Source organism: Pseudomonas sp. NFACC32-1, from assembly GCF_900101215.1.
Lineage (GTDB): Bacteria > Pseudomonadota > Gammaproteobacteria > Pseudomonadales > Pseudomonadaceae > Aquipseudomonas.
In genome coordinates, this window is the sequence record NZ_FMUL01000007.1 from 89794 (window position 1) to 110232 (window position 20439).

Annotated in this window: 15 protein-coding genes; 3 read left to right on the forward strand and 12 right to left on the reverse strand. The window is 63.0% G+C overall.

Annotated elements, in window-relative coordinates:
* The 5 genes from cfaB to hflK (BLP99_RS13210) all read right to left on the reverse strand — a co-directional run bounded on the left by cfaB (position 1) and on the right by hflK (BLP99_RS13210) (position 7297).
* Positions 1-1188: a C17 cyclopropane fatty acid synthase CfaB gene (cfaB, locus tag BLP99_RS13190; RefSeq protein WP_072397355.1), complete on the reverse strand. Its 1188-nt coding sequence runs from the start codon at positions 1186-1188 to the stop codon at positions 1-3.
* A gap of 187 nt (positions 1189-1375) precedes the next feature.
* Positions 1376-3271: a heavy metal translocating P-type ATPase gene (locus BLP99_RS13195; protein WP_092180490.1), complete on the reverse strand. Its 1896-nt coding sequence runs from the start codon at positions 3269-3271 to the stop codon at positions 1376-1378.
* The gene (gene hflK, locus BLP99_RS13200; protein ID WP_072459047.1) at positions 3268-4320 is read right to left on the reverse strand and encodes a protease modulator HflK; all 1053 of its coding nucleotides are present in this window, start codon (positions 4318-4320) and stop codon (positions 3268-3270) included. The genes BLP99_RS13195 and hflK (BLP99_RS13200) overlap by 4 nt, the downstream gene beginning before the upstream one ends.
* Positions 4317-5339 carry a protease modulator HflC gene (hflC, locus tag BLP99_RS13205; protein WP_092180492.1) on the reverse strand — a complete coding sequence of 341 codons (1023 nt, stop codon included), beginning with the start codon at positions 5337-5339 and terminating at the stop codon, positions 4317-4319. The genes hflK (BLP99_RS13200) and hflC overlap by 4 nt, the downstream gene beginning before the upstream one ends.
* Positions 5336-7297 (reverse strand): protease modulator HflK, encoded by a 1962-nt coding sequence (gene hflK, locus BLP99_RS13210; protein WP_092180494.1) that lies wholly within the window; start codon positions 7295-7297, stop codon positions 5336-5338. The genes hflC and hflK (BLP99_RS13210) overlap by 4 nt, the downstream gene beginning before the upstream one ends.
* A gap of 212 nt (positions 7298-7509) precedes the next feature.
* On the opposite strand from hflK (BLP99_RS13210), the gene lpdA reads away from it, so the two are divergent.
* Positions 7510-8910, forward strand: coding sequence for a dihydrolipoyl dehydrogenase (lpdA, locus tag BLP99_RS13215; RefSeq protein WP_072397363.1), 1401 nt, complete (start codon positions 7510-7512; stop codon positions 8908-8910).
* 57 nt (positions 8911-8967) lie between these two features.
* Here lpdA and BLP99_RS13220 read toward each other — a convergent pair whose 3' ends face one another.
* The 7 genes from BLP99_RS13220 to BLP99_RS13250 form a co-directional block, all read right to left on the reverse strand.
* A complete protein-coding gene (locus BLP99_RS13220) occupies positions 8968-11130 on the reverse strand; it encodes a hypothetical protein (RefSeq protein WP_072397364.1) in 2163 nt (720 codons plus the stop codon).
* Entirely contained in the window at positions 11117-12310 is a 1194-nt protein-coding gene (locus BLP99_RS13225) for a DUF3142 domain-containing protein (RefSeq protein ID WP_072397365.1), read from the reverse strand. The genes BLP99_RS13220 and BLP99_RS13225 overlap by 14 nt, the downstream gene beginning before the upstream one ends.
* 80 nt (positions 12311-12390) lie before the next feature.
* Positions 12391-13203 (reverse strand): class I SAM-dependent methyltransferase, encoded by an 813-nt coding sequence (locus tag BLP99_RS13230; RefSeq protein WP_072397366.1) that lies wholly within the window; start codon positions 13201-13203, stop codon positions 12391-12393.
* Complete coding sequence (locus BLP99_RS13235) at positions 13197-14351, reverse strand: acyltransferase family protein (protein WP_092180496.1); 1155 nt, start codon at positions 14349-14351, stop codon at positions 13197-13199. Before BLP99_RS13235 ends, BLP99_RS13230 begins: the two co-directional genes overlap by 7 nt.
* Positions 14348-15229, reverse strand: a complete 882-nt coding sequence (locus BLP99_RS13240) for a class I SAM-dependent methyltransferase (RefSeq protein WP_092180498.1) — start codon at positions 15227-15229, stop codon at positions 14348-14350. Before BLP99_RS13240 ends, BLP99_RS13235 begins: the two co-directional genes overlap by 4 nt.
* Positions 15226-16518 carry a glycosyltransferase gene (locus BLP99_RS13245; protein WP_072431336.1) on the reverse strand — a complete coding sequence of 431 codons (1293 nt, stop codon included), beginning with the start codon at positions 16516-16518 and terminating at the stop codon, positions 15226-15228. Before BLP99_RS13245 ends, BLP99_RS13240 begins: the two co-directional genes overlap by 4 nt.
* Positions 16512-18149 (reverse strand): glycosyltransferase, encoded by a 1638-nt coding sequence (locus BLP99_RS13250; protein ID WP_072431335.1) that lies wholly within the window; start codon positions 18147-18149, stop codon positions 16512-16514. Before BLP99_RS13250 ends, BLP99_RS13245 begins: the two co-directional genes overlap by 7 nt.
* Before the next feature lie 407 nt (positions 18150-18556).
* On the opposite strand from BLP99_RS13250, the gene BLP99_RS13255 reads away from it, so the two are divergent.
* Positions 18557-19471, forward strand: coding sequence for a GDP-mannose 4,6-dehydratase (locus BLP99_RS13255; RefSeq protein ID WP_072397406.1), 915 nt, complete (start codon positions 18557-18559; stop codon positions 19469-19471).
* Positions 19468-20436, forward strand: coding sequence for a GDP-mannose 4,6-dehydratase (gene gmd / locus BLP99_RS13260; RefSeq protein ID WP_092180500.1), 969 nt, complete (start codon positions 19468-19470; stop codon positions 20434-20436). The genes BLP99_RS13255 and gmd overlap by 4 nt, the downstream gene beginning before the upstream one ends.
* Positions 20437-20439: the final 3 nt, after the last annotated feature.

Consider the following 20439-nt stretch of genomic DNA (forward strand, 5'->3'; position numbering starts at 1 on the left):
TCAGGGGTGGTAGATGTCGTCTCGGGTCCAAGGCAGGTCATGACTGCCGTCAGCATGGGCCTTCACCGCCAGGATCTGATGCAGGTTGATCCAACCCTTGGCAAACGCATAGGCGCAGCCGGCCAGGTACAGACGCCAGATTCGCAGGGCCTGCTCAGAGACTTCCTTCGACGCTGCTTCCAGGTTGTCTTCCAGCCGTTCGCTCCAGTGATCCAGCGTACGCGCGTAATGCAGGCGCAGGCTCTCCACGTCGACGATCTCCAGGCCCGCTTCGCTGATGTGAGCGGAAATCATCGCCAGATGCGGCAACTCGCCGTTGGGGAAGACGTACTTCTCGATGAACTCACCCGCGCCGCGACCGACCGGACGCCCGTCGGTGTGCTTGGCCGTGATGCCATGATTCATCACCAGGCCACCCTCACGCACAGCGCCGAACAACGTCTTGCAGTATTGCTCCAGGTTCGCATGGCCGACGTGTTCGAACATCCCGACGCTGACCACCTTATCAAAGCGACCGTCCTGGGGAAGGTCGCGGTAATCGAGCAGTTGCAGTTCGACCTGGTCTTCCAGGCCTTCGGCCTTGACCCGCTCACGGGCCAGTGCCAATTGCGCCTTGCTCAAGGTAATACCGAACACCTTGGCGCCGAACTCCCGTGCCGCAAAACGGGCCAGGCCGCCCCATCCACACCCTACATCCAACAGGTAATCACCCGGCTGCAGCCGCAGCTTGCGACACAGATGTCGGAACTTGGCTTGCTGGGCTTGTTCGAGGGTTTCGCTGCCCGTCTCGAAATAGGCGCAGGAATAGACCATGTCGCTATCGAGCCATAGCTGATAGAAGGCGTTGGACAGGTCGTAATGATAGGAAATGGCCTTGGCGTCGGTTTCCTTGTCGTGGACCGAGCGCACCGGAGGGTTGTCGCCCTCTTCGTCCACCAGGGCCTGGCTCAATTCGTCGCAGACCCGGATCACTTCGTTGATCGAGCCTTCAAGCTCGAGCTTGCCTTCTACGAACGCCGCGCCCAGGGCATCCAGGCTGGGATGGGTGAATTGCGCGACCATCTGTGGGTCCTTGACCACGATCGTGACGCTGGGGTCGGCGCCCAGCGAGAATTCATGGCCGTCCCAGAGCCGTAGCCGAAGCGGCAGGTGCAGATTCTGTAAGGCCGGTGGAAGTTGCGCGAGCATGAGATATCCCCCTTGTTTCAGACGTCTGAAATCAGGGTAGACCATCGTAGAAAAATAGCTGCCTATCGAATATATAGCCTTTTTCTATTACCTCCCGAAGTCGCTCCTTGAGCCGGGACGGCTCTGATGCATACCCTATCCACCCTTGATTGCACATCGCGCGCAGTTCTGTCCAATGGGCCGCTTTTCAAACTTTCGACAAAGGCTCATGGAAGCGCAACAACCGTCCGGCATTACCTAACACTAGCAGAGTGCTCAGGTTATGCAGCAGCGCAGCGATCATCGCTCCTGCCGCACCGAGCCAGCCGAAAGCGGCAAAAGCGACGATCGCCAGGGTCCAGCCCAGGCCAATGATCACGTTGACCTGCAGCGTACGACGGCATTGGCGGCTGAGCCGCACGCAGGTACCGAGCCGCCTCAGGTCGCTGCCGATCAACACCACGTCCGCCGACGCCAGGGCAATGTCTGCACCTCCCGCCCCCATCGCAATTCCGACGACCCCGGCCTTAAGCGCCAGTGAATCATTGATACCGTCGCCCACCACCATGGGACGGAAACCGTGATCGATTTCCGCCATGACCCGTTTGAGTTTGTCTTCCGGCAGAGCCTGGGCCTGTACATCGCCGATGCCGATGTCCCGAGCCAGGGCTTTGGCCACGCTCTCGCGGTCACCGGTCAGCAGCAATTGTCGTCCCAGGCCCAACGCACGCAATTCGGTCATGGCCAGTTGTGCTTCCGGCTTGATGCTGTCGGCCAACAGCAACCAGGCGAGGAATTGTCCATTCAGGGCCAATCCGGCTATCGGGCCGTCGTGGGTGGGGATCGCAGAGGTCTCGATCCCTAACCGGGCGAACAGCTCCGGCCGTCCAAGCGCTGCCTCGCCCTGCTCGGTCATCGCGACCACGCCCAGTCCCTGGCGCTCCTGAATCTGTGCCAGGGACAGGCGCTGGTCCTGTTCCACCAACCCGGCCAATGCGCGGCTGACCGGATGGCTGCTGGCCGAACCGAGGCTGGCCGCCAACGGCAGTAGGAAGGCGCGATCCTCCAAGTCGCTCTCGATGGATTGCAGACGCAGGGCACCGTAGGTCAGGGTGCCGGTCTTGTCCACGACCAGGGACGTGAGGTCCGCCAACTCTTCCAGGAAAGCCGAGCTGCGGATCAGGATGCCATGACGCGCCGCCACCGCGATGCCGGCAATCGCCGTCGCCGGTGCCGACAGCACCAGTGCACACGGACACGCGGCCACCAGCACCGCCAGCATTGCCTGGGCATCGTTGGTGATGAACCAGGTCACTGCCGCCAGCAGCAACACCAGCACCAGATAACTTGCGGCATAACGTTCCAGCAACCGGGTGATGGGTGGCTTGGAGCGCTCCGCGTTCTGCATCAGGGCGATGACTTTGCCCAACGTCGATTCGTTGCCGGTTCGCGTGACTTCAAGGCGCAGCAGCCCATCGAGATTGATCGCGCCGCCGAACACTTGAGTGCCCACCGCCGCTTCCAACGGTACCGACTCGCCGGTAATGGGAGCCGTGTCGAGGCTCGCCTGGCCCGACACTACCCGACCGTCGGCGGGCACCCGGTCCCCTGCCCTGACCTCCACCAGGTCGCCCGGCTGGAGCGTCGCGTTGTCGACATCGACGATCGAACCGTCCGCCAGAACCTTGCGACCCTGGCTGCGAGTCAATCGGCCCAGGGCATGGATGGCCTCCTGGGAGCCAATCACGCTTCGCTCCTCCAGCACATGGCCGAAGATCATGATGATCGGCAACAGCGCGGCCGTCAGCAGATCCCCCGTGGCCCAGGCGCCAAGCATGGCCAGGGCGATCAACTGGTCGGTGATCCCGTGCAGGCTCGGATAGCGCAGGCTGTACCAGGCCGACCTCATCACTGGCATAGCCACCAACAGCGAGGCGACCCCCAGCAGCAACTGGCTGACGCCTGACTGCTCCGGTGCCCATCCCCGCCAGGCCAGACCCAACGCAAGCAGACCAAGGGCCAACATGGCCAGGGTCAGTTGCCGCGCGGCAGTACGTTGCTCGTCGCGAGACAACATCGGAGCGGCAATGGTGGGTGCGGTCATTGTTCTGCTCCCTGGATGATCAGGTGGGAATCGTCTTTCGGATCGACCGTTGTCACTGAACCGGCCTGGCGAAGAATGGCTGGCACGCGTTCGCGATACAGGCGCAGCAGCATCTGCGGATCACTACCCTGAGCCTTGGTCAGGCCGAGCACCGTAGCGGTATCGGCCGACGCCTTGGCGAGCCGCTCACTGGCCTGGGCATGGGCGACCTGCAGGGCCCGGTCCGCTTCCTGACGGGCGGACTGGGTCAATCTTTCGGCTTCGGTTCGCGCATTGGCGACGGCTTTGTCGGCCTGCTGGCTGGCCGTCAGCACTGCATTGAACGCACTCACCGCAGGCCCCGGCAGACTCGATTGCACATCGACCCGCGCCACTTCGATTCCCAACCCCTGTCCCGTGGTCGCCAGCTCGGCCAGACGACGGTTGATGCTCTGAACCAGATCGCCACGCAGGCGCTCGCGACGTTCGGCGGCCTGGTTATCACTGCCGATCAGCTCTGGCCGAGCCACCAGAATCGTGTCCAGGTCCCGAGCCGCAGCCAATGCGACAGCGCTACGAGTCACCAGTCGATCCAGGGCCGGCAGCACGTGTTCTCCTTGAAGTACGAAGGCATAGGGTTCGGTGACCTTGTAGAACACGCGCACATCCAGTTGCACCACCCCTGCGTCGCCGGTCAGCAGATAACCGGACCCGGCCAGTGCGTCGCTGACCGGCGTAGCGAAACTGGCGACTCGGTCCGCCTGCAGGGCGGCGTCCGAACGCAACAAGCTCTCTACGCGCCTTTCCAGAACCCGATCCGCCGCAGGCAGTAAAACCACCTGTTCCACAGGACGAGGCCAGGCCAATAGAAGCCCGGCGTTTTCGATCCGATCCAGTGCGCCGAAATGCAGCACCACAGCCCGTTCCTGCGGATCGATCTGCCGGACGTTGGAAAACGCCCAGGCCACAGCGGCCAGGGCCGTAACCGCGTAAAGCGCCAGAAATGTCAGGCGTCCGGCCTGGATCCAGGGGCTGGACAACTCGTTTGTTCCACGTGGAACCACACTCATGGTTGTGTTCCACCTTTTGGTTCCACGGCCGGCGGCCCGTCCACCAACACTCGAAACGGGGCCGCGTCGGTCCGCAGAACCAGTTTCGTGCCAGGGCCAACGATGGTGCCGAGGGTGTCCAGGGAACGCAGCAGGTTATAGAGCTGGGGCGAACCGGCGTAGGCCTTGCCGTAAAGCTGAGCGGCTTCGACTCGAGACTGCGCCTCGATATCGGCAGCCTTCACAGTGGCATCGGCTTGCATGATCCGCGCATCACGCTCGGCAGCGGAGCGGATCTGCGCCGCTTCGCGCTTGCCAATGGCGGTGCGCTCAGTGGCGATGGTCTCGCGCTCAGCGCGCATGCGATCCACTGTGGCTGTCAAGGTCACCGAAGGCAAGGTCAGGCGTTCGATGCCCACTTGCAACACCCGCACCCCATACGTGGCGAGCAGTTGCTGATCGATCTGCTGGCGCAATTGGGTCTCGAAGTCGCCGATGCGCACTTGGCTGGCGTTGGTGTTGACCAGGTCCGACAGGTCAAAACTGGCAGCGGTTGTTTCCAACGCCGAGCCTACGAAGGTCCGAATCTGCCGTGCCGCCTCGTCCGGCTGGTTCTGCACCGCTCGCATGAAACGTTGGACGTTGTCCGGGTCGCCCTGTACCTGCCACGCCACGTAGGCTTGCACGATGATCCGCAATCCGTCTCGGGTCCCCACATCCTGCAAACCACTGGAAGTGGTGCGCAGCCGCAAATCCACCGGGATTGCCGCCTCGAACGGCGCCGGCCAGCGCCAGCCCAGGCCTGGTTGCAGCAGGACCCTGGCCGGATTGCCGAAACGCGTAATGACGGTGGCCTCTCCGGACCGCACTTGTACCAGACTCGCAGCCGCCACCGCGAACGCCACCAGCAGTGCCGCCCAGCCCATTCGGCGCCAAGGGAACGGCCCGGCTTCCTGGGGTTCACCATGATGGTGATGATGTCCGGCGTGGCCGTGATCGTGACCGATGTGGTCGTGGTGATCGTGGGGAAAAGGGCTCAATGGACAGCTCCTGGCTGGGCAAGATTACGCGGCTCGGCAGGGTCCGCCGGTAAGGTGAAGGTCCGCAGGTCAATGGTCGGTGCGTTGCCGCTGTCTCCCAGGCGATGGTCGAGCACCAGCAGCCTGGCTTGGCCCAGGCCCTGGCTCAGTTGGCTGAGGTACTGTTCAAGCACGAAGGCATGACCCGCAGCGGCGAAGGCCTTGCGCTCAGCACCGAAGCGCAGGTCGGCGGCCTGTGCGGTGGCATTGATTTCCCGAGCGCTGGCCTGGGCCTGGTCATAGGCCATGGCGGCCTGCAACTGCGCCTGGCTGGTCTGCTCCGCTGCCGCGCCGCGCTCCCTGGCGATCAATGCCTGGGCGCCGATCTGCGCCGCCTGCACCCCGTGATAGGCGTTGGCCGCACCTGCCGGTGGATGGATCGCTTCCACCACCGTGGCCAGGATCTCCACACCACTGTCCAGGGCCTGCAAATCGGCCTGCACCGCTCGGCCGATCTCATCGGCCAGGCTGACACGATCCGCTCCCAGCAAACCGTCCAGGGTGCGGGAGGCGAATTCATGCACCAGGATACGGCTGGCGGTACTGCGGATCAGCGCGGGCACATCGGCGCTGTGGTAGGTCGCCGCGAGCGCGGCCTTGTCGTCAAGACCAATGCGGTAGACGAAGCGCACATCCATGTTGATGATCTGGAAGCCCTGCTGGTCGGCCCGGCGGCTGGCAATGACCTGGGATTTATCGTTCACATGACTGGCGTCCCACAACCGGTTGGCAATCGCCGGGGCTGGCCCCTCCGCCGGTTCGGCTTGCGCAGGCCCGCGGTTGTCGCCAACGCTGGTGGCCAACTCATGGACCACGCCATTTTCGACAGCCAGCACCCGGCCCAATGGCCAAGGCAATCCGACATGCAGGCCCGGACCGAAGACCTGGACCGGCTCACCGAACCGTTCGTAGACACCACGCCCCTGCAGTGGCACTTCATGCACCCCCGTCAGCAGCCAGCCCACCAGCGAGACCAACATCAGCACCGGGAAAAAGGCACGGCGCATGTAACTGAAAGCCCAGACTTGCCGCAGGTCGATGCCGAAACGGTTGTGCAATTCATGTTGCAACGCCTGCAAGGGACGCGGCGGCCAGCGCAGCAGGTCGGCAAGGACACTACGCCCCAGCAGCGTCGGCTCAAGGGCGTCCCGGCGTGGGCTGAACACAGACAGCAATGCCCTGAGCAGCAGCTCCACGGCCACCACGCCCGGCAACACCCCCGCCCACACCGCCAACCGTACCGGCCAAATGGACGTTTGCGAGGCGAACAACAGGCACAAGGCGCAAACGACCAGGACGATAATCGCCAGCCGCGTCAGCTGCGCCAGCGGCGGCGCCTCCGGCCATTCGAGGATGGATTGCTGACCCAACTGGCGTTCAAAAACCAGTAAACCGAACGCCAGCGTCAATGAAAATACCGCGCCAATACTGGCCGCCACACCCAGCGTGGCGGGTGGCAACGCCAGGTTCCAGGCCTGTTCCAGGCTCAACAGCACCACCATTGCCCAACCGATCAACCACAGCGTAGGAGCACCGATATAGCCCAGCAGGCGACCACAGCGCGTACTGATACCGTCCAGGAGTCGCTCGTACCAACCGAGTTCATCCACAGGCTCAATGTCAGCCGCCGGGATATCCTGGCTCGGCAGCAGCGCCCGGGTACGCCATCGCGTCACCCACCAGGCCGATTGCAAGCCCGCGACCAGCACCAGCAAGGCAGCGCACTGGCTTACCAGCAGGGCAGGCCACAACGATTGCGGTGCAAACAGCCCGATAAAAAATGCCAGCACCAACCCCAGGCCCGCCAGGGTGCCCAGCACCCAGGCCATGCCCTTCAGGCGCCGCCCTTGGAACGGTGCCTGTTGGAAACGCGGTAGCCCAACCGCACTCACCCCTTCGCCATCTAGATCGACTTGCATACCACCCCAGCTTCAAGGGAACACAATCGGGCTGTGGGCGAAACCACGGCCGCTTCGTTGAGGAACGTTACCCTATAACGATTCCTGTGAAATTTCTGTTTTTGTTTGCTTCATGAAAGCTGCGCCAAAAGCCAACATGGGAAGCCTTGACCGTAATCCTCGAAAACGCTCATATTACGATCATAATTTTTTGGCCGAACGGGAGAGCAGCGATGAGCAATTATGACGTGATCATTCTGGGCGGCGGCCCGGGTGGCTATAACGCGGCGATTCGCGCCGGCCAGCTGGGCTTGAAGGCCGCTTGCGTCGAAGGTCGGGCCACTTTGGGCGGCACCTGCCTGAACGTCGGCTGCATGCCTTCCAAGGCCCTGCTCCACGCCTCGGAACTCTACGAAGCGGCCACAGGATCGGAGTTCGCCAATCTCGGCATCAAGGTCAGCCCCACTCTCGATCTCGCGCAGATGATGAAACAGAAGGACGCCAGCGTGGCGGGCCTGACCAAAGGTATCGAATTTCTGTTTCGCAAGAACAAGGTCGACTGGATCAAAGGCTGGGGCCATATCGACGGCCCTGGAAAAGTGACCGTCACTGGCGACGACGGCAGCAAGACGCAACTGAGCGCCAAAGACATCGTTATCGCCACCGGCTCAGAACCCACGCCACTGCCCGGGGTGGAGATCGATAACCAGCGCATCCTGGATTCCACCGGGGCACTGTCCTTGAGTGAAGTGCCGCAGCACCTGGTGGTGATCGGCGCAGGGGTCATCGGCCTGGAACTGGGCTCGGTCTGGCGGCGGCTTGGCGCCCAGGTGACAGTCGTGGAATACCTGGATCGCATTTGCCCAGGCACCGACGTCGAGGCAGCGAAAACCCTGCAGCGGGCCTTGGGCAAACAGGGCATCCAGTTCAAGCTGGGGTCCAAGGTTACCCGTGCCGTCACGTCGGCAGAAGGCGTGCAGTTGCAGATCGAGCCTGCAACCGGCGGCGAGATGCAGCTTCTCGAAGCCGACTATGTGCTGGTGGCCATCGGTCGTCGGCCCTACACCCAGGGGTTGGGACTCGAGAACGTCGGGCTGAGCACCGATAAACGCGGCATGCTCGCCAACAGGCAACATCGAACCGAAGCACCTGGCGTCTGGGTGATCGGCGACGTCACGTCCGGGCCGATGCTGGCTCACAAGGCTGAAGACGAGGCCATGGCCTGCATCGAACAGATCGTCGGCAAGGCCGGGGAGGTCAACTATGCGTTGATTCCCAGCGTCATCTACACCCGCCCGGAACTGGCCAGCGTCGGCAAGACAGAGGAACAGCTCCAGGCGGAAGGTCGCGCCTACAAGGTGGGCAAATTTCCTTTCACGGCCAATAGCCGGGCGAAAATCAACCACGAGACCGAAGGTTTCGCCAAGGTCCTGGCCGATGAGCAGACTGACGAAATCCTCGGCGTGCACCTGGTAGGCCCGAGCGTCAGTGAAATGATTGGCGAATATTGCGTCGCCATGGAGTTCAGCGCCTCGGCCGAGGATATCGCCCTGACCTGCCATCCACACCCTACCCGCTCGGAAGCATTACGCCAGGCGGCGATGGATGTGGAGGGCATGGCGACGCAGATGTAGCTTCCAAGGACGGTCCCGTGGGAGCGGTTCCCGCGGGACAGTCAGGACAGCGGCTCTTCAGCTGGCCGATACCCGCGCCTTGTTGCGCCGCCGGCTGATCAACCCAAGCCCGACCGCGACCACCAACGCCAGGCCGCCAACCTGCAACCAGCGCTTATACGGTCGAAGCGCAGAGCGCAGCGACTCCAGGGCCTGGGTGACGTAGCGCTTGTCAGCGCTGTGGAAATCCGGCTCCTGGCATTGATGACCGAAATCACCCGCCCAGGTCACATAGGGCCCCTCTTTCACGTAACGCTGATACAACGCGCTTTGCTCCTCCAGGCTGGAGTTGTACCCCACTGCCTTGCACAGCACCGCCGCGAACGCCTGGCTGGTATGGGGCAGGTTGTCAGCCGCCTGACTGGCCAACGCCGTGGCGACAAAACGATAGTGATAGCGCAGGTCTGGCTGGGCGGCGCTGGCTTGCTGGCGTTTTACCTCACCCTCGGCCATCAGCGGCCCCACCTTGAGTTCGACAGGTTCGAGACTGTAGTTGCCCTCGAAAGTGGCATAGTCCGGAGCCATCTCGTAGCCGAGCAGTTCCATGCCCCATCGGCGCGCGATCCAGGAAGCGTTGAAATAGGCCTCGGCCCGGCGGGTTGGCCACCATTTGGACTCGGCTTGCTGAAGCAACTGGGCGTAGGCCCGGGCCTTGGCCTGCAGGTCGGCATTGTCGAAATAGGCCGGCGCCTCGTCGTAGCGCCCCTCACGCAGCAAGCGGCGGCCCAGCAGGTTGCGCAGGCTCGCGGCGACCGGCAATGGCACGTAATTGTCGCGATCCTCCTGGCTCAACGCCGGCGGGGCCGGGACTTGCTGGTCGACGTACTGTTTCAATTCATCCACCGTCAGCACCCGTTCGGCGACAGTCGCGGCGTCGTACCAGTAATTGCTCTGACCACGGTAAAGCTGATCGAAGGCTTGCAGGTAATCGCCCCGTTGCAGGGCCAGGATCGCGCTTTCGCCTTCGACCCGACACTTGGGCTGCACCACCTCGAAATCCCAATCCGCGTTGCGCCGGCCGCCCCAGGTTTCCTCTTGGGGGAAAGCCTGGGCCGCCTTGGCGTAGGCCGCCGCCGCAGCCGCTTTATCCGCGTCGCGCAAGGCCAGCTTGGCCCGAACCCACCACGCCAACCCGGTATCGCCGGCCTTCTCCACAAAGGCCTTGGCCCCAGCGTAGTCACCGTGCTGATAACTGACCGCCGCCAACCGGTCGGCGTTGTCCAGGCTTGCACGGCTGCTGGCCTGCAGGCGCTGGAAAAGGCGCTTCTCCCCGGACGGCTCCTCGCCGTCCCACCAACCGACACGGCTGAGCAGATAACCGGTCAGCAACCGCTGCACACCCGCACGCTTGAGCAATGCATCCAGACGCTCGTCCGGCTGCGCAGCCAGGTCGGCAGCCAGATACAGCAACGAGCTGTAGCCGACCTGGGATCCATGCAGGAACTGGCTCGCGTACAACTCGATGGCGCTGTCCCAGTCATCGGCGGTATAGGCCACCCTGGCCTCTTCGCCGAGGCTGGCGATTCCCAGTTCCAGCGGGTCGCTGAAACCACCGATGCTCAGCTCGCGGGCCTGGCGAAATGCCGCACGCGCCTGATCGCGCAACGTCGCCGGCTCGCCGCGCCCTGCCTCGGTACTCATGGCGAACAACGACCGCCCCAGGGAATATGCGGCCCAGGTACTGCGCAACGGGCGCTGATCGGCCGGTAGCGCCAGCAACTCCTGGAAGGCCTGCGCCGCCTGCTGGTGATCGCCCAGGTTGAACGCCGCCGCGCCAATGGCATACAGCCGCAACTCGGCAGGCAGGTTCGCCGCTTCGGCGCGGGCCTGGTCAATATCGTTCAGAGCCCGCACCCGTTCCACCACCGCTTGCTGCGGTGGGGTCAGACCGATCCGCTCGGCCTGGTCACGTTGGGCGATGTAGCCAGGCATGTCGTCATAGTTGTAGTCCGGGTTGCGAGTCGCCTCGCTGGCCGACTTGAGCCCCGCGATGGCCTGGCCAAGGCGGCTGACCTCGAAACGAAAGCTGCCTTCAGGCAATTCGGCCAGCGTCTGGGCGCGGTTGTCCAGCAGGCGCGCGGGAAAATCGGGGCCACAGGCCAGCGCCTCGCCCCACGGCAGGCCCAGCGGCAGACTAAGGCTCAGGCAGAGCAGGCGACGAGACCACTTAGGGGTAGACATTGAAAGTTCCTTGTTCAATTTTTGTACAGCGTGCCCAGCCGACGGCCCGCTGGGCGCCAGCGGCCAGGCGGCCTTCCTGAATGCGGGTGAAGGTAAGCAGTCCGGGCGTTTGTTGCAACGTGTAGCCAGCCAGGGCATCGACCCCATCACATCCACCTACCGCCAGCGTCAGGCGCTGGGGCCAGGGGCTGTCGAGGTTGCCCCGGTTAACCAGGCGGATATCGTACAAGCCACCCTTTTCTTCCAGCTCCAGGGCCAGCCGGCTGTCGAGCTTGTCCCCCCGAGCCACCGCGCCAAGGGTAGTCAGGCTCCAGACGCGCCGGTCGCCGCTCAAGGGCAGGCGAAACCAGATCAACCCCGCCAGATGTTCCGGCGGATCGGCCCGCAGGCCGGCGGCCAGCCCGGCCACTTGCTGCGGGTCGGCCAACAACTCCTTGCGCTCGCCGCCCAGGTCGATGGGCACCTCACTCTCCACCACCGGCGCGCCACTTTCCTGGCTCAGCAGTGCCACCCCATAGGCCGGCAGCGCCAGGTAAAAAGGCCGCATAGTGACGCGGTCCCAACGTTCGGCCCAGCGCAGGGCCTGCTTCGGATCGAACAACCCCTGCCGCGGATCGCTCACCGCATGGACCTGCAGCACACTGCTGTCCACGGTTTCCAGCAAGCCGGGCAATTCAGGGCTGTCGAGCCAGGCCGGCAGCGCGGTAATGCTCAGTTTCAGATCGGCCGGCAAGCTTTGCCGCAACCGGGCCAGGAAGGTCCTGTAGCCCGGCAGCCGGGCGCTACCGGCGTCATGGTCGATCTCGACCCCTGTCGGCGCCAGGCCTTGGGCTTGCCAGTGCTTGAGCACCTGCTGGATCTGCGCGACGATCTCGTCCTGGTCCAGCGTCTTGAGCTGGCCGTCCAGGCGAATCACGGCAATCAGCGGCCGACCGTCAGCCTTGAGCAACGCCGCATCGATCCGCGCCCGACTCCAGCCAGCCTGTGGGAACGCCTGCAACGCCAGCACCCGCAACCCGGAGAAATCCTGATGACTCTGGCGCAGCGCCGCGTCATGGGCCGGAACCCATTGGCGTTGCCAGATGTACAGCTGTTGATCGAGAGGACGAGCCGGGGGTCGTTCGCAGCCAGATAAAAGCAAAACGGCGAGCGCCAGCGCTGGCCGGAATAAAGAAGTCATGGGTTTCACCGCATTGCGCGTCACATCGACACTGGGGGGCGTCCAGCGCCCCGGGCATTCTATGAGCAATCAGGTATCGATCAAGGCTTGCGCGCGATGATCACCTGACTCTTGGCCACGACCCCGTCCAGGGCCTGCTTGATCTGCGCGCCCCGAGGCGAATTGAGCACCGCCTGCCAGGTGTCGGCCCAGTGGTTGAGCAATGGATGATCGGCATTGCTGAAATCGACCTTGGCCTCCCAGAACAGCAGCATCCACATTGACCAGTAGAAGCCGTACTGGCTGTGACTCAACACCTCAAGCCCGGCCTCGCTGACCATCGCCTTGAACTGTTCTTCACCGATGATGCGGATGTGATTGGGCTTCTGGAAATATTCCGGGGCGGCAATGTCCTTCTGCAGTTCTTCGGAGCTGGGGTGCGGCACGCTCAACAGGTACAGCGCACCGGGTCGACCGACACGCACCAGTTCGGCGAGGAACTGCGCCGGGTCGTCGACATGCTCGATCACCTCCGTGGACACCACCCGCGTGGCCGTGCCGTCGGCGATGGGCAGCGGGTTGCAATCGGTCACGTGGCATTCGATGTCTCGCGCCGGCGTATCGCCCAGGCGCTGGCGCGTGGCCTCGACCTTGGCGGCATCGATATCGGCGATGATGATCTTCGCGCCTCGCATGCCGCAGAAATGCACGTTGCCGCCGTCGCCGCAGCCCACGTCCAGCAAGGTGTCCTGGGGAGTAACCGGGAAGCCGGTGAACAGTTCGCCCGTGCGCTGATTGAACCAGCCGCTGAGCATCGCATCGTGCAGCCCGAGCATATACGGATCGACCTTGTCAGCCGCTGGCGTCGCGGGCGCGGGCGTGCCCGTGGTGAGTTTCTTCAAAAGGCTCAGCATGAAGGGGCTCCAGAGACAGGAAGGACGCAAGGTGCGGCTCGAAGGCGTTCGACCAGTCGAGCACCACGATTGCGCATGGGCATTTCCACCAGCCGGTAGTTGAGTTCGCTCAACAGTCCGATCAGCGACAAGCCGCAAGCCAGGGCCAGCCAGGGATGGCTGGCCAGGTCCGGCGACCCCAACGGGGCAAGACGGAACCACAGCTCGCGCAGCAGGAAAAACACCGGGACGTGGATCAGATAGATCCCGTAGGAACGGCTGCCGACCCAGGTCAGCGCGGCTTTCAGCGGGCTACGGGGCAGCAGGTAATCCCGGTCATAGGACGCGACCCACACCAGCACGGCGCTGAGAACCGCGATGACGCCGAGGCGGTAGAAGGACAGATTGAACTGTTCGGTGGCGAGCCAGGCCATGACGCCGCCAAGACCTGCCAGCAACGCTACGCCAAGACCCGGCCAGCGCAACCACCTGGGCTCGAACCGCCAGTAGCCGGGACGCAGGCTCCAGATCGACAACAATACCCCGAGGGCCAGGGCATCGGTACGCACGACCGACAGCCACACCGCACGCCAGGTGAAAAATTGCACCAGCACTATGGCCAGCAGCACCCAGACCAGGTACCGCCGCGAAACGAACACCAGCAGCGGCAGGATCAGATAGAACTGCTCCTCCAGCGACAGCGTCCAGTACACGAAACTGGCACCGTATTCATAGCGCATGAACGCATCGGCAAAGCGTAGGTTTGCGAACTGCAGGACCCCGGCCAGGGTGGCCTGCACGTTGGCCTGCACACTGCCGAACGCACCGGAACGGTTGAAGAAAAACGCTGCAAGCAGCACCAGCAGCAACCAGAGCCAGGCCGACGGCAACAGACGGAACGCCCGGCGGATCCAGAACGCACGCGTGGCGACCCAGAATTGCCGGAGGCTTGCGCAACCGCGCAGTTGCGGGATCAGGCTACGACCGATGACAAAACCGGATATGGCGAAGAACAGGTCCACGCCCCACCAAAATTGGAAGCTACCGGACAGCGCCGCCAGGCCTGGCCATCCACCCGGGAACGGCATGCCTTGTATGTGATGGAACAGCACGCCGATCACGGCAACGGCGCGCAGCAATTCGATGTCCATGATTCGTTTGCTGGTCACGACGGGTCCTCGGCGCAAGGATCGGGTTTACGAGCGATGATGACCTGGCTCTTGGGCATGAACCCATCGAGCACCTGCTTGATCGCCAGGCCGTCGGGTTGCGACAGCAAGGCCTGCCACGCACTCGCCCACGATTGCATCAGCGGCGGGTATGGGGCCTGGATCCGGTCACGAACGGCACCTTCGAGAATGCGTCCGGCCGCCCTTTCGCTGGCCCAGAAGAAGATCATGCCCATGACCCAGAAGAACCCGCTGGCCTGGCGATGTTCGATCACCAGGCCGGCGTCCTCCACCAGCGCAGCGAACTGCTCGGCGTCGAATACCTGCACATGATTGGGGGCCTGGAAATAGGCCGGCGGCGCGATGCCTTGCTGCAAGCGCTCGCCCACCGGCGCTGGCACGCTGAGCAGATACTGCGCCCCCGGGCGACCCATGCGCACCAGTTCAGCCATGAACGGCGCTGGCTGGTCGACATGTTCGAGGACTTCCATGCACACGATCTTGTCCGCGCAGCCATCGGCCAGGGGCAGCGGCAGGCTATTGCTTACCAGCCCCAGGAATGGCGTTGCGGTCGACCTGGCGTGGCGCCCGACCTGGCGGGCCAGGTCGCGCACCTTGTCGTATTCGCTGTCGGTGAAGATCACCGATGCACCCTGGCGCATCCCGAACAACGTGGCCACGCCCTCACCGCAACCCACATCCAGCAACGTGTCGTTGGCGCCGATGGCGAAGCCCTTGAGCAATTCGCCGGTGGCGTTGTTGAACCAGCCGTCGAGCGTCGCATCGACAAGGCCGATGTCCCGGGGCGAAACAGCAGCCGGCGCAGGCGGCGTGGGCTCCACGGGAGGCCTGAGCCAGGCCATGAGCCGCCGGATCATGATTGCCCGGCGTTCCACTGCCGCCCGGACAACTGCTCGAGAAAGTCCCGCAAGCGCTGCTCGGCGTTGGCCTGGCTGCAGAATTTCTCCAGGCTGCGCACGGCCTGGGCCGACATGCGGCGATAGCGCTCGGGGTCGTTTTTCGCCACGTCATAGCTGGCACGATAGGCCGAACACAACGAGTCCCAATCCGTGACATAGCGCAAGGTTCGAAATGCCGCGCGAGGGTCGTGAGGCCAGGCGGTCAGCTCTTCGGTGGAATCCACCACGAAGGCATTGTCGTGGTCGATGTAGTCGGCCATCGCCGTGTTCAACGGCGCAATCGCCGGCCGGCCACAGGACATGAACTCCATCAGCGGCAGGCACTGCCCTTCGCCGTAGGAACTGTTGACCACATAGCGAGTGGCCTCCACCAGCCGTTCGTAGTCCGCATCGGCCAGGTACCCGTGGATCAGCACGATGCGGCAGCGGTACGTCTGGTTCTTGTAGACGTGGTGCAGCATGTCCTCCAGCGCTTCGGCGACATCGTGGTGAGTCAGCTTGAGCACCAGGGTCGCATCGGCCACGTCGCGAAACGTGGTGCAGAACGCGCTGATCATGTCCTTCCAGTTCTTGCGCCCGTCGTACGGGTTGAACACCGAGGTGTAGATCACGCCGTCCAGCAGCAACTCGTGATCCTGTGCCGGACCATCGAGCACCACCGGGGTGCCGGCCCGGTGCACTGGCGGGCCATAGGGCCGCAGGTCGGTGGTGCGGCTGTCGATCAACAGGCCGCGCAGTTGCAGACGCATGTGCTCCACCGTCGGTCTTTGCGCCAGCAGCGCACCACGGGCCGCAAAGCGATCCCAGACCGGCGCGGCAATGGCGACGATGGGAAAGTCGGCACCCATCGCCGCGCGGACAGTGTCGACGGTGAAACTGGAATGGGTGATCGCCCTGCCTGTCGCGCCGAGCACCGTGCGCCAGTCGTGCCGAGGTTCGCCCAGCCAGCTTTCAGTGGGAATCGTGCTGAACTCCCAGGCAAATACCGGAACCGTCGGACAGGCATAGTGGACCGCGGTGCGGTGGGGCGGGGAAAACGACAGGAACACACACGCCTCGCCGCGCTCCAGGCAGTCGGCATAAAGCTGATCCACTTCGTCGTCCGGCCGGGTCACTTCGATCACCCGCCCCAGCCGTTCCAGCACCGGGCGAAACTCCTTGAGCACGAAGTAATAGCTGTATTCGGGCTTGCCTAGGTTTTCCAGGATATTGCTCTGGTTGGTTTCCGAATAAATGATGATCAGCATGAGGCGGCCCCCGCCTCGATCACGTCCGGCAATGGATCGTCGCAACCGGGCGCCGCCAGGAAATCCGCCAGGCGTTGGCGCACCGGGTCGAAACCGCAATAGCCGCGCATGCGCTCGCTCGCTGCCAAGGCCATGGCCTGGTAGGCCTGGGGCTGATGCCGGGCCAGGGCGTAGCTCTGCTGGTAGGCAAGTTTCAACGAACCCCAGTCGGGCCGATGGCGCAAGGTGCGGTAAAGGATGCGCGAATCTTCCGGCCAGATGGTCGGCTCGCGGCTGGACTTGACGATAAAGGCCACCTGGGGATCGATGTAGTCACGCATCGCCGTGTGGTCCGGGGCGATCGCCGGCCGGGCGCAGGACATGAACTCCATCAGCGGCAGGCACAGCCCTTCGCAACGGGAGGCATTGACATAGAAACTCGCCGCGCCATACAGCCGGGCGAACTGCTCGTCCTCCAGGAATCCATGCATCACCACGACTCGGCAACTGAACGGCGACAACTGGGACAACAAGGTGAGCAGCTCGACGTAATAGGTCGACAGGTCGTTCTGGGTCATTTTCAACACCAGCGTGGCATCCTCGACGTCCCGCAGGCCCCAGCAGAAGGCCGTGATGAGGTGATGCCAGTTCTTTCGACCGTCATCGGGGTTGAACACGCTGACGTACACCACTCCGCTGACTTCGGTTTCCACCCTCTGACTGGTATCCGGCAGGATTGCCTGGGGATGTTCGGGCGGTGTCGGCTCGGCGATGTGCAACGCAACGTCCAGCACGGGCGCGGCCGGCCCCCTCAGAAGCCGGCTCACGGCAATGCGCACGGGCACCGGCACCAGGTCACGCACCGCTTCGCGGTACCAGCACAGCAGGTTGTGCCTGACCAGCCACAACGGTCCTTGCTCGCTGTCGTCCCTGAAGGCGCGGAGGATTTCGCGCAAGTAATGACGGCTGAGAAATGCACGACGTCGCCAGGTCGGGGCTGGCGTCTCGATGAGCGGTTGGACGACGTCCTCAGGAGGAGCCTGAGGTACGACAGGATCCGCCGGCGGCGCGTCTTCGAGAAGGGGCGCGATCAAACCGTCCGCCGACAGGCCAAGGGGTCGGCTGTCGATGATGCATCCCTTGATCTCCAGGACCGTGCCCGGATTGATGGGCGTACTCGGGTACTGTTCACGAATCGCCGCGAAACGCTCCCACAGCGGTGTCGGCAGGACCAGCACCGGGAAATCCTCGCCCAGCGACCTGCGGATTGCTTCGGCCGTATGACTGGACAAGGTAATGACGCGGCCATGGCGGGCCAGCGTACGGCTCCAGTCATGGCGCAAATCGTTGTCCCAGTGCTCGGCCGGAATCGAATCGAACTCCCAGGCCACCACGCAGACCATCGGGCAAAGCAGGTCGGTGGGGGTCTTGTGGGGCGGTGAAAACGAGAGAAACAGGCAATCCTCTCCGGACTGCTGCAAGGTCTGATACAGCGGATCGACTTCGGCGACCGATGCCACCACATGTACCCGCCCCAAGCTTTCGAGCACGGGGCGATAAGCCTTGAGTACGAAGTAATAGCTGTACTCAGGGCGGCCAAGGCTCTGGCTGATGGAGTGATCGTTTACGTCCGAGTAAATGATGAAGTTCATGGCATCCCATCAGGAAGCCGCAATCCCGGCAACTTCCTTTCATGACGGTGGTGGACCGCACCGCGCTTGTCGAGTGTCCACCAGCCCGTCTCGTTCTTGTTATTAGCGGCCTGCACCCTGTCGTTCGAATCGAAATCGAACCGGGGCAGCCATATTGACGAGGGGCATTCTAAACACATCCTCCCAAGGTTCGTGAACCGCTCGGCGAGAATAAAACGACTATAAATATGAGAACTGACCGGTCACGACTTGCAGTGTTGAAATTGCCGCAAAATTGGCACAGATTGATAAGCAAATAATTACAAAACCCTTCATCTGGGCTGTTTTTGGGAATGATTTCTCCGAACTTACGGATATTTCCTACTTATCCAGCGACAGACGAAGTTTTGCCTCAAGAGGGCTGATGCTTGAAAAAACGTCTGTTCGTTACGGGCCTCGGCGGTTTCGTGGGACGTCATATCAAATCGCGCCTGGATACCTGCGCTTGCACGTGGCAAGTGATGCCCGTGTCCGCTCGCTACGACCTCACTGATGGCAAGACCCTGGAAAATCTCTGGTCGCACGTGCCTGATGCGGTGATACACCTCGCCGGCCAGACATTCGTTCCCGAAGCCTTTCGCGATCCGGCGCGCACTCTGCAGATCAATCTGCTTGGCACCCTGAATCTGCTTCAGGCCCTCAAGGCCCGGGGATTCACTGGCACGTTCCTGTATGTCAGCTCCGGCGATGTCTACGGCCAGGTCGGCGACCACCAGTTGCCGATTACCGAATTGCACACTCCCGCACCACGCAACCCTTATGCCGTGAGCAAGCTTTCCGCCGAGCTGCTGAGCCTGCAATGGGGCATGAGCGAAGGTTGGCCTGTGATCGTGGCGCGCCCGTTCAATCACATCGGCACCGGGCAAAAGGACAGTTTTGTCATTGCCAGCGCCGCCCGGCAGATCAGCCGTATCAAGCAGGGCCTGCAACCACCCCGCCTGCAAGTGGGGGACATTGACGTCACCCGCGATTTTCTCGATGTAGACGACGTGATCTCGGCCTACCTGGCGCTGCTGGACCAAGGTACGCCAGGACAGATCTACAACATCTGCTCGGGTCGCGAGCAGAGCATTCGCAGCCTGATCGAATACCTGGGCGATCTTGCCCAGGTCGATGTGCAACTGATCCAGGACCCCGCGCGTCTTCGCCGCGCGGAACAACGACGCGTGTGTGGCAGCCCTGCCAAGCTCCGACAAGCCACTGGATGGACACCTGAAACAACAACACAACAATCCTTGCGGGCGATCCTGTCCGACTGGGAGATACGGGTACAAAAAGAATGAAAAGTGCATTGATCACAGGGATAACCGGCCAGGATGGCGCGTATCTGGCCAAGTTGTTGCTCGACAAGGGGTATAAGGTCCATGGTCTGGTGGCGCGACGCAGCAGCGATTCACGCTGGCGTCTGCGAGAGATGGGTATCGAAGACGCGATCGTTTACCTGGATGGCGATATGGCCGACGCCTGTTCGGTGCAACGGGCGGTCATCAAGGCCGCACCGGACGAGGTGTACAACCTGGCGGCCCAGAGCTTTGTCGCGGCCTCGTGGGACCAACCGGTCACCACGGGCATCATCGACGGGCTGGGGGTGACCCACCTGCTCGAAGCCGTTCGCCAGTTCAGTCCGGGCACCCGCTTCTACCAGGCGTCCACCAGTGAAATGTTCGGCCTGATCCAGGCCGAGCAACAGGATGAACATACGCCGTTCTACCCACGCAGCCCTTATGGCGTCGCGAAGCTGTACGGACACTGGATCACCGTCAACTATCGCGAAAGCTTCGGCCTGCATGCCAGCAGCGGCATCCTGTTCAACCATGAATCGCCCCTGCGCGGCATCGAGTTCGTGACCCGCAAGGTCACCGACGCGGCGGCCCGCATCAAGCAGGGCAAGCAGCAGGAATTGCGACTGGGCAACATCGACGCCAAGCGCGACTGGGGCTTTGCTGGGGATTATGTCGAAGCCATGTGGCTGATGCTGCAGCAGGACAAACCCGACGACTACGTGGTCGCTACCGGCGTCACCACGACCGTGCGGGAAATGTGCAGGATCGCCTTCGAACATGTGGGCCTGGATTACCGCGACTTCGTGAAGATCGACCCGGCGTTTTTCCGCCCGGCCGAGGTCGAGGTGCTGCTCGGCAACCCGGCCAAGGCGAAAAGAGTCCTGGGGTGGAAGCCCAGGACCGATCTCGACACCCTGATCCGCATGATGATGGATGCGGACATGAAACGCGTCGCCAAGGAGTAGGCC